Annotated in this window: 12 protein-coding genes; 10 read left to right on the top strand and 2 right to left on the bottom strand. The window is 59.8% G+C overall.

The annotated features are described in order from the left end of the window. Positions 1 to 39: 39 nt before the first annotated feature. The 10 genes from GA615_RS06505 (at position 40) to GA615_RS06460 (ending at position 12,323) form a co-directional block, all read left to right on the top strand. Entirely contained in the window at positions 40 to 1,515 is a 1,476-nt protein-coding gene (locus tag GA615_RS06505; protein ID WP_152050472.1) for a DUF1501 domain-containing protein, read from the top strand. Between the two features lie 361 nt (positions 1,516 to 1,876). After that, complete coding sequence (locus GA615_RS28570; RefSeq protein WP_152050471.1) at positions 1,877 to 3,079, top strand: fused response regulator/phosphatase; 1,203 nt, start codon at positions 1,877 to 1,879, stop codon at positions 3,077 to 3,079. Positions 3,080 to 3,197: 118 nt separating this feature from the next. Continuing rightward, positions 3,198 to 3,707 carry a chemotaxis protein CheW gene (locus tag GA615_RS06495; RefSeq protein ID WP_152050470.1) on the top strand — a complete coding sequence of 170 codons (510 nt, stop codon included), beginning with the start codon at positions 3,198 to 3,200 and terminating at the stop codon, positions 3,705 to 3,707. Positions 3,708 to 3,961: 254 nt separating this feature from the next. Continuing rightward, on the top strand, positions 3,962 to 6,307 hold the full coding sequence (locus GA615_RS06490) for a methyl-accepting chemotaxis protein (protein WP_161602202.1): 2,346 nt from the start codon (positions 3,962 to 3,964) through the stop codon (positions 6,305 to 6,307). Positions 6,308 to 6,392: 85 nt separating this feature from the next. Continuing rightward, on the top strand, positions 6,393 to 7,229 hold the full coding sequence (locus GA615_RS06485) for a CheR family methyltransferase (RefSeq protein WP_152050468.1): 837 nt from the start codon (positions 6,393 to 6,395) through the stop codon (positions 7,227 to 7,229). 5 nt (positions 7,230 to 7,234) lie between these two features. Beyond that, positions 7,235 to 9,676: a chemotaxis protein CheA gene (locus GA615_RS06480; RefSeq protein ID WP_152050467.1), complete on the top strand. Its 2,442-nt coding sequence runs from the start codon at positions 7,235 to 7,237 to the stop codon at positions 9,674 to 9,676. Then, a complete protein-coding gene (locus tag GA615_RS06475; RefSeq protein ID WP_152050466.1) occupies positions 9,673 to 10,314 on the top strand; it encodes a chemotaxis protein CheC in 642 nt (213 codons plus the stop codon). Before GA615_RS06480 ends, GA615_RS06475 begins: the two co-directional genes overlap by 4 nt. Then, positions 10,311 to 10,847: a chemotaxis protein CheD gene (locus GA615_RS06470; protein ID WP_235905151.1), complete on the top strand. Its 537-nt coding sequence runs from the start codon at positions 10,311 to 10,313 to the stop codon at positions 10,845 to 10,847. The genes GA615_RS06475 and GA615_RS06470 overlap by 4 nt, the downstream gene beginning before the upstream one ends. A gap of 19 nt (positions 10,848 to 10,866) precedes the next feature. Continuing rightward, positions 10,867 to 11,238, top strand: a complete 372-nt coding sequence (locus tag GA615_RS06465) for a response regulator (RefSeq protein ID WP_152050465.1) — start codon at positions 10,867 to 10,869, stop codon at positions 11,236 to 11,238. Positions 11,239 to 11,267: 29 nt separating this feature from the next. Continuing rightward, positions 11,268 to 12,323 (top strand): protein-glutamate methylesterase/protein-glutamine glutaminase, encoded by a 1,056-nt coding sequence (locus tag GA615_RS06460; RefSeq protein ID WP_152050464.1) that lies wholly within the window; start codon positions 11,268 to 11,270, stop codon positions 12,321 to 12,323. Between the two features lie 27 nt (positions 12,324 to 12,350). Here the strand turns inward: GA615_RS06460 and GA615_RS06455 are convergent, their stop codons facing one another. Both GA615_RS06455 and GA615_RS06450 read right to left on the bottom strand, forming a co-directional pair. Continuing rightward, the gene (locus GA615_RS06455; RefSeq protein ID WP_152050463.1) at positions 12,351 to 12,938 is read right to left on the bottom strand and encodes an ANTAR domain-containing response regulator; all 588 of its coding nucleotides are present in this window, start codon (positions 12,936 to 12,938) and stop codon (positions 12,351 to 12,353) included. Then, positions 12,935 to 14,410, bottom strand: a complete 1,476-nt coding sequence (locus GA615_RS06450) for a hybrid sensor histidine kinase/response regulator (RefSeq protein WP_152050462.1) — start codon at positions 14,408 to 14,410, stop codon at positions 12,935 to 12,937. Before GA615_RS06450 ends, GA615_RS06455 begins: the two co-directional genes overlap by 4 nt. Positions 14,411 to 14,415 lie beyond the last annotated feature (5 nt).

Here is a 14,415-nt window from a genome sequence, read left to right as displayed (position 1 = left end):
GCGACCCGTAAGCCCCCCGAGTCCATGGAGACGTGTGTGATGAGCAACCCGAATCGATCGAGGGGTTCCTTCTGCGGACGAACTCGCCGTGAGTTCGTCTGGCAAACGGGTCTTGGCTTCACCTCGTTGGGGTTGGTGGATCTCCTGTCTCGGGACGGATTCTTCTCGAAGTCGGCTCAGGCGGACGCCGGATCGACCGGCTCGTACGTCAACCCGATGGCGCCCAAGACCCCGCACTTCACTCCGAAGGCCAAGTCTGTCATTTTCCTGTTCATGTATGGTGGACCGAGTCATATTGACACCTTCGATTACAAGCCTGATCTGTTCCGGCTCGATGGCAAGACGATTGCCGTCAAGACGAAGGGAAGGGCCGGTTCTCGGAATGAAGGGCGCATTGTCGGGCCGAAGTGGAACTTTCAACGGTACGGCGAGTCGGGCCAGTGGGTCAGCGACCTGTTTCCGCACCTCGCCGGATGCGTGGACGACTTGGCGTTCATCAAGTCGATGACGGCCGATAGCCCGTTGCATGGCTCGGCGATGCTCCAGATGAACTCCGGGAAAATCTTGAGCGGCAGTCCGTGCCTGGGAAGCTGGGTGACGTATGGTCTCGGCTCCGAGAACGAGAATCTTCCTGGGTTCGTAGTCATGCTCGACCCGGTGGGAGGTCCGATCTCGGGGGCAAAAAACTGGTCGAGCGGCTACATGCCCTCGACGTATCAAGGAACGATCCTACGATCACAGGGCGATCCGATCGTCGATCTCAGTCGGCCCGACGGCATGACCGACGCCGTTCAGCGGCGCCTGATCGACACCTTGAACGAGTACAACTCGGATCATCTCGCTGCCCGGTCGGATCAGTCGGACCTGGCCGCCCGGATCTCCAGTTTTGAGCTGGCGTACAAGATGCAGATGGCCGCTCCCGAGGCGACTGAGATTCAGGGAGAGACGGAAGAAACGCAGCGGCTTTATGGGATCGACGACCCAAAGACCGAGAATTTCGGCCGCCGTTGCCTCCTGGCGCGTCGGCTGGTCGAACGTGGTGTACGTTTTGTTCAAATTTATGCGGGAGGGGCTCACAACGACGATAACTGGGATGCCCATACCGACATCGAGGCCAATCACAACTTCCATTGCGGACGCACCGACAAGCCGATCGCCGGCCTGCTCACCGACCTCAAGCGTCGGGGACTCCTCGATGAAACCTTGATCGTCTGGGGAGGCGAGTTCGGCCGCCAGCCAACGGCCGAATACGAGAAGGGCACCGGTCGAGATCACAATTCCTACGGCTTTACCATGTGGATGGCCGGCGGCGGAGTGAAAGGAGGGACCTCGGTCGGAGAGACCGACGACCTTGGCGCCGCTGCAGTGAGCGATCGTTTTCATGTGAAGCATTTGCATGCGACAATCTTGACTCAGCTCGGACTGGATCCCGACCGCCTGAACTTCTTCTATGGCGGACTTGATCAGACACTCGTGGGAGTGGAAGGGGCCGATCCGATTCGACAAATCATCTAATTCTTGAAATCCACGTCTGACGACAATCAGTCCTCTATGGCCCGATCGCGTCGTCGGAAGCCGGAGCCTGGCCTGTTGATGGCGAGGATCGGTCCCCGTTGTCTGACCCGTCAATCTGACGTGAGAAGACCTGGCTCGGTCCTCGCGACCTGATCGTCGTCGTGTTCCGAACTCAGAATGGCTTCCTCAAGAGGCTGTGTCCCGGTGAGTTTCTGTCCCAGCCTCGGCCTGTCCGATCGTCTGCAATTGGTTGAGTGCCTGCTGTTCTCAATCGCCGGAACAGGCTAGGATCGTTTCTTCGGTGTGAGATTCACGTCGTCTTTCTCGTCCGATCGGTCACGTCTGCAGCGAGGCCCCTTTGATGGCCACCGGCCTGAGCGAACACAAGGTCAAGGTTCTCCTGATCGATGATCAACCCTTGATTGGTGAAGCCGTGAAGCGGATGCTCGCCAACGAGCAGGACATTGAGTTTCAGTATTGCAAGGATCCGTCGCAGGCGATGGAGACGGCCGAGGCATTTCAACCGACCGTAATCCTTCAGGACCTCGTTTTGCCCGACGTGGACGGGCTTGATCTCGTGAAACTCTACCGGAGTCGCGAGGCAACCCGGGACGTTCCAGTGATCGTGCTTTCAACCCGGGAAGAACCGCAGACCAAGGCGGATGCCTTTGCCTTTGGTGCGAACGACTATATCGTCAAGCTCCCGGATCGGCTCGAACTGCTTGCTCGGATCCGACACCACTCAAAGGGCTACATCAACCAACTTCAACGCGATGAAGCCTATCGGGCGCTGGTTGCCAGCCAGGAAGCACTCGCACATGACGTGGCCGAGGCGGCCCGGTACGTCCAGTCCTTGCTCCCAGCCCCGATCGATCAGGGGGCCATTCAAGCAGACTGGCGGTTTATTCCCTCGGCACAACTAGGGGGAGACACCTTCGGATATCACCAGCTTGATGACGATCACTTCGCCGTTTATTTGATTGATGTGGTGGGTCATGGGGTCGGAGCGGCGCTGCTTTCCGTTTCAGTGTTGAACGCCATTCGGTCGCAGTCGCTTCCCGGCACCGATTTTAAGGACCCCGGGCAGGTTCTGACTGCCCTGAACGAGCGGTTCGAGATGTCTCGCCAGGCGGACAAGTATTTCACGGCCTGGTACGGTGTGTACCATCTGCCGACCGGAGTCATCCGCTACACCGGAGGCGGTCATCCCCCCGCGCTCCTGGTTTCGGACGCTTCGGGAGAAACGATCATGCTTGAGGCAACCGGACCGATGGTGGGAGCGTTCGACGGACTCGAATTTGAGACGAAGGAGTATGCACTCCAGGGGCCGGCGACGGTGTTCGTTTACAGTGATGGAGTTTTTGAGGTCCAGCGAACGGATCAAACGATGTGGCCGTTTAGCGAGTTCGTTTCCTATCTGGGCCAGCAGTCAAGGGCCGAGGGCTCTGCGATGGACGCGCTGATTGAGTACCTTGGTTCTCTGTCGGGCAAACCGGGGTTCGAGGACGATTTCTCGATTGTCCAGATCCGCCTCATGCCCGGTCCGCGGGGGGATGCCTCCTGATCCGCCGTCCTTTGGGAGTTTCATAAGGTAAACTGAAGAGAGTCTCGGTCGCGGCATCTCGTGGCGATCGGGTTGTCCGGATTCGGTTGACTCCTCGGATTGATGGGCATTTGCGACCATGTCCTCTGCTTCGAATCCACCCCAGGCGTCAACTCCCACACCGGCGGCTCCTCGCACTGAAGGGACACTTCTGCAGTTTGTGGGATTCCGGCTCGACCGTTCCGACTACGCGGTTGCAATTCGCCGGGTGCAAGAAATTATCCTGATGCCGGCGATCACGCGGCTGCCGCAGACCCCGGCGGATGTCGAAGGGCTGATGAATCTGCGTGGGACCGTTCTGCCGGTGATCAATCTCCGGACCAAATTTGGCGTGCCCCCGAAGCCGTTCGACGAGCAGACCCGCGTGGTGGTCGTCAATGTTCAATCGCGAACGGTTGGATTGATCGTCGATTCCGTCTCTCAGGTCATGCGGGTCGGTGAGGACCAGCTTCAGCCCCCCCCGCCAGGGATCGCGTCGGTGGCCTCTTCCGCCATCTCGGGGCTGTTCCGAGATGGCGATCATCTCGTCATCGCGCTCGATGTTGACCGCCTGCTCGGTCATCTCGATCTCGAATCGGACGGAACTTGAGATTCGGGGACTGCCCCCGAATCTCCGATCGCATTTGATTGGTGACGGATCCAAAGAACGGGGCAGGAGGCCAGGTTCTTCTTCCCAGCGACCCCTCCTGAGCACGATTCATGAGTCACGATCAGCGCGATCCCGAACCGATGGACGTCCCTTCTCCGACGGCGGAGGAGGCACCGTCGAGTCGTTCCTCGAAGCGATCATCAAGCTCTCGAACCCGAAACCGAACGGCTCGCCCCACCTCCGAGTTGGAGCCGATGGCCTTGGCAGAAGATGCGTTCGATCGGCTCGAAGAATCGAAGGCCGATACGAGAGCCATGATTGAGGCTTTCGCAGGTCTTGTCCGAGCGAACTCGACCAACGACATTCTGCGCGAAGTGCTTTCGGCGATCCAGGCGACCTATGGCTGGGAGATCGCGTGCGCTCGGAGACCGGATCCCTCGACCAACACGCTCGTATTCGGACTCGATTCGGGAACAGGCAATGTTCTCTTGCGCCGATTGGCTCAGGAACGAGTGATTCGTGCCAACGAAGGGGTTTCGGGAATTGCCTGGCAGCGCGGCGAGTCGGTGTCGATTGAGGACTTGCTTGCAGACCATCCGTCGATGAAGGATCGGATCGCGAAAGAGGCTGGACTCAGGGGAATGATCGCGCTGCCGATCCGAAGCAGCGGCGAGGTGATCTCCGTGCTCGAGTTCGGCTCGACCCGTCCGATCGAGATCACCGAACTTCGGATGGATGCACTCACGGCCATCGCTCAGACGGCCTCGAACAAGATCAGCCACCTGAACCAGTCGCGCGAGATGAACCGCTTGGCCCAGATGGTTGCCAACGCACCGCTGAACATGATGTTTGCGGATAGCGATCTCCGAATTCGCTATTTGAACCCGAAGTCCATCGAAACCCTGACCCGTCTTCAAGCGTCGTTTAGCGTGCCGGTTGAGAAGATGATTGGCCAATCGCTCGACGTGTTCCATAAGAATCCTGAGCATCAGCGCACCTTGCTCTCGGACCCTGCGAACCTGCCGTATCACGGCACGATGCACCTTGGATCGGAACTGATCGATCTGGTTGCATCTGCGATCGTTGACGAGACGGGTGAGTACCTTGGTCCCATGCTGACCTGGGAAATTGTCACGGGGAAGCATCTCCAAGCGGTTCGAGAAACGGAGATGCTGGCCGACTCGAACGCGGTGAACTTCCTGTTGATGCGGTTAGGCAAGGCAAATACGCCGGAGGAAGTGATCAGGATCGCACTGGAAACCGTCCGAGAAGCGTTCGGATGGCTTTACGGTTCGTTCTGGAAACTGGACACTGAGGAGCGATCGCTCGTATTCGCGTATGAATCAGGAGAAATGCCAGACGAGTTCAAGCGGGCGACGAAAGCCTCTCGCTACGTCGAAGGACAGGGCCTGAGTGGTCGTTGCTGGCAGCAGCACGACCTTGTGTTCGTCCCCGAATTGTCAGAACTCTCGGGATGTCCCCGAGCCGGCGTGGCGCGCCGGTGCGAGGTTTCGTCGGCCCTGGCCATCCCGATTCAGCTGAACGGCTCGTTTCTCGGCGCCATGGATTTTCTCACGAGAGAAACAATTGATCCATCCGAAAATCGACTCGAAGTGATGCGGAGTGTCGGCAGGCTGGTCTCCTCGGCCCTTGATCGGGTCGATCGACAATTCCGGGCTGAGGCAGAAAAACGCGATCTGGAAGAAAAGGTCACTTCGCTGATGAACGTGGCTTCGGCCGCGGCGGCAGGGAATCTGACGGTGGAGGTTCCGGTTCAGGGCGAAGACGATCTGGGGCGTCTTGGCGCCGCGATGGCCAACATGATCAGGGATCTGAAAGAGATCATTAGTCAAATTGCCGAATCGACCGGCCAGTTTGCAGAAGGCTCTCAGGTGATCGCCGAGAGTGCGACCTATCTGAGTGAATCGTCTCAGAGTCAGGCCGCGACGGTCGAGGAGATGTCGGCCTCGATCGAGCAACTCGGCCGGGCGATTACCGAGATCAATCAAAATGCCGAGGCTGCTCGCACACAGGCCGAAGAAACCTGGGGACTGGCCCGGCAAGGAGGGGAGGCGGTCGAGCAGGCCATCGAGGCCATGGGCTTGATTACCAAGTCGAGTGAACAGGTCAGTGACATTACCCAGGTCATCGGGGAGATCGCCAGTCAGACAAACCTGCTCGCGCTCAATGCCGCCATCGAGGCCGCAAGGGCCGGGGAGCATGGTTTGGGTTTCGCGGTGGTCGCCGACGAGGTCCGCAAACTCGCGGAACGCTCCAGCGCTGCGGCGAAAGAGATTACGTCCTTGATCAAGGAATCGACACGTCGCGTGGCGGATGGTGCTCGCCTGTCCGAGAAAGCCGGGTCTTCCCTCGCAACGATCGTGAAGGGAGTCGAAGAAACGACCGAACGAATCGGTAAGATCGCCCGAGCCACGCATGAGCAGTCCGAATCCGCTTCGGAGGTGACCAAGGCGATTCAGGACGTCTCGGGCATCACCGAAACGAACGCATCGAGTGCCGAGGAGCTATCGGCCAGTGCTGAGGAGCTTGGAGCCCAGGCCCAGGCCTTGCGTCAGGCGGTTTCGGGCTTCAAGGTCTGATGCGACGACTCCTTCGAACCGGAACCTCCGTGAATCCATTCCGGGGGTTCTGGAGTTCGCAGGCGTCGGTGTGAGGCGAGAGACAATGCAACAGGATTTGCTCCCCGATGATCTTTTTGATCAGTTCCGAGCCATGATTTACCGGACCACGGGGATTCGCATTCCTGAAACCAAGCGTGTGATGCTCTCCAACCGCCTGAAACGACGGGTCCAGGCGACTGGCGACGGAACCTTCGAAGCCTACTATGCTCGCTTGGCCGCAGGTGGCGATCGCCTGGAAATTGGTCGATTCGTAGATGCGATCACCACCCGAGAAACCTATTTTTTTCGTGATCCGCACCACTTCCAATGGCTGGCCGATCGATTTGCAAAGGAACTGATCGAACGAAGCCGAGTGAAGAAACACCCCAAAAGCATGGCGATTTGGTCGGCCGCGTGCAGTGGAGGCGAAGAGCTTTACTCGGCCCTGATCCGTCTGGCCGAGGTCCATCAGCCTCCTCCAACCTGGGAGCTTCGGGCACTGGGAACGGACATCAGCGAGGCCGCACTCCGATCGGCGCGAGAGGCGAGTTATGGGGATCGATCGCTTCGCTCGGTGACCCAGGCGGAGCGGAAACGGTGGTTCACCTTTGATTCTGGTACCAACCGATGGAAACTGAGTGAGGAACTGAAAGGTCGTGCCACGTTTCGCACGCACAACCTCTTGCACCCGATCCGAGAAGGGCCATTTGATTGCATCTTTTTGAAAAATGTGCTGATCTATTTTGATGCCGAGTCAAAAGCGCGAGTCGTCCGACACATGGTCAATGCCCTCGAACCGGGCGGGTATCTTGTGGTCGGACCGACGGAGGGAATTTACGGAATGCTCAATCGGCTGGAACGTGTCGAGAGTTGGCTCTACCGCAGACCGGACGGGGGATGACACTCATGTCGGGTTTCGACGTATCAGAGCTCTTGCCGTTCTATCTTGACGAGACTGATGAGCAAATCGGCACGCTCAACGACACCCTGCTCCGTCTTGAGAACGACCAAACCGACGCGGCCGCGCTTCAGGAAACCTTTCGACTGGTTCACAGTCTGAAGGGTTCGGCGAGTGTGATGGGGTTTGATCAGGTCAATCGACTGGCCCATCATCTGGAAACCCTGTTCGATCAGCTCCGAAGCGGCAAACGATCGCTCGATTTTGATGCGCTTCAACTCAGCTTCCAAAGCCTTGATCGACTGCGTGATTATCATCGGGATCTTCGATCCGAAGGGAAAGGGAGCGACCTCAGTGACATGATCGACGCGGTCGTGTCGTATCTGGGGGCGGACGAAGCGCCAACCAAGAGCGCCAACGAATCCATTCCTGAAGATATTTCTCCATCGATCAATGCGCCGGACGCCATCGAGCTTCCGATGGAGGATGTCGAGGTCGAATCTCACGAAGTTGTTTCGGAGGTCGAAACCCCAGAATCGGTTTCCGGCCCAACGATTGTCGAGCAAGGACAGCCCGAAGGTCTTGCGGTGACGGTCGTGTTTGATCCGAACCTGCAATGGCGAGACATGAAAGCGCGGTTGATTCTCAATCGACTTTCTTCTCGTGTTCGGGTCCTGGGAAGTGATCCACCCGCCGATCGACTGGACGAGGTCGAGTCGAGACCCACCTTCACCGCATGGGTTGAAGCTGACGCGGATCGTGAAGAGCTTCGATCACTGGCCGAGGTCGATGGAGTCGCTGCCATCCAGTTTGGGGATGCTGAAGAGTCCTTGGACGAGGTTAGCCTCTCGGAAGTTTCGGATACGTCCGCCCCTGAGGTTCTGACACCGGAGACGAATTTCGAGGTGACAGAATTCCGACCGGTGCGATCTGAATCCGCCGGACCAACGGAGATGGTTCTGCCGAAAACCCCGACAAAAGCAAAAATTGCCGAGACGCTACGGGTCGACGTCGACCGACTTGATCATCTCATGAATCTTGCGGGAGAGCTGGTGATTAGTCGCGCTCGGTTCGCCGATTTGACCCAAGAGCTGGAGGCATTGTTTCGTGATTCGGATGTTCGATTGCTGGCGGCCGACAGTCAGGATCGACTCGATTGTCTGATTGAGGGGTTCGAGGCCGTGCTTGACTCGTCGGAACGAAGTCAAGGAATCCGGGAACGATGGCGATCCCAATTTCGGCGACTCACCGAAAACATCCGTGAGTTGCGAGCGAACCTGGATCGGCTCCGGATCGGTCGGGACCATCTGTCCGAGATGGCCGAAGCGATCGATCAGCTCGGACGAGTTTGCGACCGAATCCAGAAGGGAGTCCTGGACACTCGGATGGTGCCGATAGGTCCCTTGTTTGAACGCTTCCGGCGCGTGGTGCGCGATGTCAGCGTGGGTTCGGGCAAAGACGTTCTGCTTCAGATCCAGGGGGAAGCGACCGAGCTGGACAAGCGGATGATCGATGAGTTGAGTGATCCGCTGATTCACATGGTCCGTAACGCGGTCGATCATGGCCTGGAAGCCCCAGAGGTGCGCGCGTCGTTGGGCAAACCCAGAACCGGAACCGTGACCCTCGCCGCGGCTCACCGGGGGAATCGCGTGGTCATTACTGTGGCGGATGACGGCAAAGGACTGGATGTTGTCCGCCTTCGCCGGAAAATCGCCGCCCACGGTCTGTTGCCCGAGGCTGAAGCCGCCCGGCTTTCGCCCCCCGAGGTGATCCCGTATATCTTTCATGCCGGCCTGAGCACGGCTGATGCGGTTTCCGACATCTCCGGTCGAGGCGTCGGAATGGACGTGGTGAAGCACCGGATCGAACAGCTCAACGGCACCGTTTTTGTCCGAACCGAACCTGGCCAGGGGACAACCTTCACCATCCGGCTCCCGCTCACACTCGCGATCATGCCAAGCTTACTGGTCCGCATTTACGAAGAAACGTATGCCTTGCCGCTGGGAGAAATTCGGGAAATCGTCGAGATCAGCCCGGATCAGATTCTCGACGTTCAGGGGAGTAGAGCCATCGAGGTTCGAGGCCGAGTGATTTCGCTTCTCTCACTTGACGATGTGTTTCAGTGGGGAGGAGGGGTCCATCCGAGTCGAACCGCCGGATCGGCGCCTCAGGAGCGTTCGACGCGTCGTCCGGTGGTGGTCGTGCAAAGCACGTTGACGACGATTGGGCTGATGGTTGATGAGCTGATCGGCATTCAGGAAATCGTTTTGAAATCCATCGAGAAGAACTACAAGTCCGTGCGAGGTCTCTCAGGGGCCAGTATCCTGGGAAATGGTCGCGTCGCGCTCATTCTTGACGTCGATGCCCTGATCGAACTGGGAACCCGACCCTTGCACACCTTCTCGAAGGCTGAGCATGAACTTATCGCGACATCGAGGCGAGATCCATGATGACGGGGGACGATTCATCGGAACAGATTTCCCCAAGGATCGAGCAGGCGATTCGGAAGGGGGCTGAGGCGGCCTCGCAGTCGCTTTCGAAGTGGCTCGGTCGGCCCGCGTCGCTTGTGGTCAGTCGGGTCCGTTTTGCGGAGATTTCCGAGGCGACCGAGGCACTCGGCCCGGCTGACTCGGTGGTTCCGGCCTGCGCGATTCCCCTGTCCGGCCCGCTCCCGGGAACGGTCTTGATGATCTTCGATGACCGATCGGCGATGCCCATGATCGACGCCCTGATTGGTCGGCCGGAGGGCTCCGCGACGGAATGGGGAGAGATGGAGCAGTCGGCCGCGCAGGAAACCAGCAACATCGTTGTTTGTGCATTCGTCAACGCGATGGCCGAGTCGCTTGATCCGGGTGGGCTGATGGTTCCTGGGCCACCTGAGTTCCGCTTCGAATTCGCCGGGAGCCTGATCGAATTCGCCCTGATGGATCAGGCGAGTCGGAATGATCGGATCGTGATGGTCGAGATTCACTTTTCGGTAGATGGCATTACCAATGACTGGGCGATGGTCATCGTTCCGGCAACTGGAGGGCTCGAAACGCTTGGCATCGACGACTCCGAGTCAGACCAGCCGGAGAGCCTGTCGTGAGCCGATCACCCGTTCCCGAACCTTCTCCGATCGTTAGTGTGATGATTGGCCAATGGGCTGTCGCCCGCTCGCCGACGAGCCTGCGAACCTTGCTCGGCTCTTGCGTGGCAATCATCCTGCACGACCGAGCGGCCCGGATTGGTGGAATGGCGCACATTGTTCTTCCTGATTCCCGAGGGCGTGAGGACGGGCTCGGAAAATATGTCGATACGGCGGTCCCCGCCTTGCTCGGGGACCTGGCACGACTTCAGGGCCATTCGCTTCTCGGCCGATCGACGTTTTCGGCAATGCTGGTCGGAGGAGCCGCCATGTTTCGATCGGCGCCGAATGCCGACATCGGTCGGCAAAATCTTGAGGCCGCCGAACGCCTGCTTCGTACCCTGAAGATTCCGATATTGGCGCAGGATGCCGGAGGATCGACCGGCAGAAACGTGACGCTCGACACGGCCTCGGGGGTGGTCCGGGTTCGTATTCCCGGTGGACCCAGTTACGACCTCTCGGCCGGTGTGGCCCGAATCGAGCGACCAGTCTGATGCGACCGGGGACCCACCGATGAAGCGACTCCTGATTGTGGATGATGCCTTGATCATGCGGAAGCTGATCCGGGGTGTCGCCGAGACCGCTGGCTGGCAGGTCGTGGCCGAGGCCGGTGACGGCCAGGAGGCTGTTGAGTGCTACCGATCGCTCCGACCCGATCTTGTGACCATGGACCTGGTCATGCCGATCATGGGCGGGCTCGAAGCGTTGAAACAGATTCGAGCCGAAGATCCGCAGGCACGGGTGATTATCGTCACCGCGCTTGACCAGAAGGAGACGCTGGCCGCATCCATCAATGCCGGCGCAATGGACTTCATCGTCAAACCATTTCAACGTGAACAGATGCTTGGCATGCTGACAAAGCTTGGCAGCACCCCTAACGTCTGACCCGGAATTGACCGGGAGGATGAATTCCGATGCCTCATCGGCCTGTTCGAGTCCTGATCGTCGATGACTCGGCACTCATGCGCAAGATGCTTTCCGAGATGGTCCGATCGAGCTCTGAGCTTGAGGTCGTCGGTGCGGCCCGAGACGGCGAGGAAGCGCTCGCCCTGGCAGCGCAATTGCGTCCTGATGTCGTGACGCTCGATGTTGAGATGCCGGGGCTCTCTGGCCTGGAGGTCTTGCCGAGGTTGCTTGAGCAACAAGAGGTTCCGGTGGTCATGGTCAGTAGTTGGACCCAGGAGGGGGCCGACATTACGCTGTCCGCGCTGGAACTCGGCGCGGTGGACTTCTTGCCGAAGCCCGATCGCAAGCATTTCTCACAACTTCGTGGAGCACGGGATGTGCTGGTCGCCAAGTTGTTGACCGCCGCGGGGAGCCGAGTGCGACGATCGCGTCCTGCGCAGCCGCGGGTGGCAACGACCGGTCCTCGGGAACCCCGGACGCCTTCTGGGGGCCGAGCGGCGACGCGATGCGTGGTGCTAGGGATTTCTACGGGGGGGCCGCAAACCCTGACTCGGGTCTTTTCCGAACTGGAGCCGCCGCTGCCCCCCATTCTGGTCGTTCAGCACATGCCTCCGACCTTTACCAAGGTCTTTGCCGATCGATTGGACCGGCGGTGTCGGATCGCGGTTCGGGAAGCGAAGGAGGGAGATCGGGTCGAGTCGGATCTGATCCTGGTGGCACCCGGAGGACGGCAAATGTCGCTGGTGGGCCGGCCTCCGTTCGTTCGCATCGCACTGTCAGACGGACCCGCAGTGAGTGGGCACCGGCCGTCGATCGACGTGCTGTTTCGGTCGGCGGCCGAGGTGTTTGGGTCCGAGGCGGTCGGGGTTCTGATGACCGGAATGGGGCGCGATGGGGTCGACGGCTGTCAAAAGATTCTCGAGGCCGGCGGCGCGACGCTCGGCCAGGATGAGGCTACCTCGGTAATTTACGGGATGAACAAGGCGGCCTTTGAGGCCGGTGCGATCCGATCGCAGTTCGCCCTGGACGAGCTTCCCGGATTGCTTCGCGTCCTTGCGCTCTGAGGGACAGGAACGGGGTGCGAAAGGGCTTCAGCCTCCCAGGGCTTCTTCGGCAGTGAGAATCATCTTCGAAAGCTCGATCAATTTGAGATTTTTTTCACTAGCCAATTTTTGGAGGCGACGGAACGCAGCTCCTTCGTCCAGGTTCGATCGCTTCATCAGGATTCCCTTGGCGCGTTCGATGATCTTCCGGTCTTCGAGCGCCTGACGGAGATCGGCAGCCTCCTTGCGAAGGGCCTGAAACTGCTCAAACCTTCGCAGAGCGATGGCGATGGCCGGCTCCAGGTCGGCCTGCTTGATCGGTTTGACGAGGTAAGCCAGGACGTGATCGGTCTCGGCCCGGTCGATGAGTTCGGCGTCGTGAAAGGCGGAGACGAGGATGATCGGCACGGGTCGTTCGCGTTCGATCCGAGACGAGGCTTCGATCCCGTCGGTTCCGGGCATTTTGATGTCGGCGATGACCAGATCGGGTTGCAGGGCCCGGCAGCGCTCAACGAGTTCCTCGCCATCCGCGCAAGCAGCGACCACCTCGTGCCCAAGGACGGGGAGAATCGTGCGGTAGTAGTCCCGCATATCGGGTTCGTCATCCGCGACGGCGATGCGTAGGGGTCGAGTCATGACGGTTCACGGGGGAGGGTCAGAAGGATCTCAGCGCCGGGAACTCCGGGGGGACCAACGGCGATTCTTCCCCCGTGGGCTTCGACGATCCGACGGCAGATGGCCATGCCCAGGCCCGTTCCTCGGGCCTTGGTGGTGTAAAACGGCTCGAAGATGCGATCTGCCTGTTCGGCCGTCAAGCCTGGTCCATTATCGCGGATTGAGACGCGCAACGCATCACTCCCGTCAAGGAGCGTTGAAACACATTGAATCCGAACCTCGACAGGATCGGTCCCGGCGGCCAGTGCGTTCTCGAAGATGTTGCGGAACACCTGAACCAGACGGAAGGGATCGAGCCAGCAACGGGTCTCCGGGGCGTCGATCCATTCATCGAGAATCGCCGAGTGTTCTCGAACCGAGGGTTCGAGATACGACCAGGCTTCCCGCCAGACGGTCGTCAGATCGAACCGGCCGGACTCCAGGCGAATGGGAGCGGCGTAACTCCGTACATCCTCAAAGAGATGATGCAGGTGGTCCTGCGCCTGCTGGGTCCGTCGGATCAAGTCGAGCGCTTCGGGGCGATCGACGACCTTCAAGGCGAGCATTTCGAGGCACGACTGCCCACGCTGCAGAGCATTGCGGCTCTCGTGAGCCAGTCCTGTAACCATCTGACCGATCGCCGCGAGCCGCTCGGATTGCAGGGCACGCTGCTGCGCTTGCTTCAGGTCGGTGATGTCGTGACCGACGGCCAGAATGGCGGCTTCGCCCTCATAATCATCGAGTCGCCGGGCGTTCCAGAGAAGACAGCGGGAGGACCCGTCTCGGGATCGGAGACGATATTCTAGGCCTCGAATCGACTCGCCAACCCCGAGGCGAAGCACCGCGTCGTCCGAAAGGGCACGGTCGTGTTCGTGCACAAGGCGGTCGCGGAAGTTCTGACCGATCAACTCCTCGGCCCGATAGCCGGTCAGGCGTTCGGCGAAGGAGCTGAAATAGACGATCGAACGGTCGAGGCGGGTGATGACGATGACGGCTTCGGCCGACTCGACCAGGGTGCGGAAGGCGTCCTCACTGCGTCGCTTGGCAAGCCGGAGATTGCGGCGATCGAGGGCGCGGGCGAGACTCGCCCGCAGGGCATCGGGATCGAGCGGCTTGAGGATGTAGTCGGTGGCTCCGCCGCGAAGGGCATCGATGGCGCCCCGAAGATCGGCCATGCCGGTGACGATGATCAGCTCGGCATCGGGGGCAAGGGCACGGAGCCGGGGCATCAGGGAGTCGAAGTCGGCATCGGGCAAGCGACGGTCGAGGATGATGGCCTCGTAGGAGGCCCAGCGCTGGGCCGGACGATCGAGCGCCTCATGAGCCGATGACGCGGCATCGACCGCGAAATCGTCGAGTTCGAGGATATCGCAGATGTTGGCCAGAGCATCGGCGTCGTCCTCAATGACCAGGACGCGCCTCGATCCGAGACGCCGGGCGGAGGCCGTATCCATCGCGG

The sequence above is a fragment of the Tautonia marina genome (assembly GCF_009177065.1).
Lineage (GTDB): Bacteria > Planctomycetota > Planctomycetia > Isosphaerales > Isosphaeraceae > Tautonia > Tautonia marina.
Note: the sequence above shows the minus strand (reverse complement) of the source record. Positions and strands in the feature narration are given on the sequence as shown.

What these genes read in the sequence shown, in the direction of transcription:
- GA615_RS06485 (WP_152050468.1), top strand. Translation starts at nt 6,393, where the DNA reads ATGCAACAGGATTTGCTCCCCGATGATCTTTTTGATCAGTTCCGAGCC.
- GA615_RS06480 (WP_152050467.1), top strand. Translation starts at nt 7,235, where the DNA reads ATGTCGGGTTTCGACGTATCAGAGCTCTTGCCGTTCTATCTTGACGAG.
- GA615_RS06495 (WP_152050470.1), top strand. Translation starts at nt 3,198, where the DNA reads ATGTCCTCTGCTTCGAATCCACCCCAGGCGTCAACTCCCACACCGGCG.
- GA615_RS06505 (WP_152050472.1), top strand. Translation starts at nt 40, where the DNA reads ATGAGCAACCCGAATCGATCGAGGGGTTCCTTCTGCGGACGAACTCGC.
- GA615_RS06460 (WP_152050464.1), top strand. Translation starts at nt 11,268, where the DNA reads ATGCCTCATCGGCCTGTTCGAGTCCTGATCGTCGATGACTCGGCACTC.
- GA615_RS06475 (WP_152050466.1), top strand. Translation starts at nt 9,673, where the DNA reads ATGATGACGGGGGACGATTCATCGGAACAGATTTCCCCAAGGATCGAG.
- GA615_RS06450 (WP_152050462.1), bottom strand. Translation starts at nt 14,410, where the DNA reads ATGGATACGGCCTCCGCCCGGCGTCTCGGATCGAGGCGCGTCCTGGTC.
- GA615_RS28570 (WP_152050471.1), top strand. Translation starts at nt 1,877, where the DNA reads ATGGCCACCGGCCTGAGCGAACACAAGGTCAAGGTTCTCCTGATCGAT.
- GA615_RS06465 (WP_152050465.1), top strand. Translation starts at nt 10,867, where the DNA reads ATGAAGCGACTCCTGATTGTGGATGATGCCTTGATCATGCGGAAGCTG.
- GA615_RS06490 (WP_161602202.1), top strand. Translation starts at nt 3,962, where the DNA reads ATGGCCTTGGCAGAAGATGCGTTCGATCGGCTCGAAGAATCGAAGGCC.
- GA615_RS06455 (WP_152050463.1), bottom strand. Translation starts at nt 12,938, where the DNA reads ATGACTCGACCCCTACGCATCGCCGTCGCGGATGACGAACCCGATATG.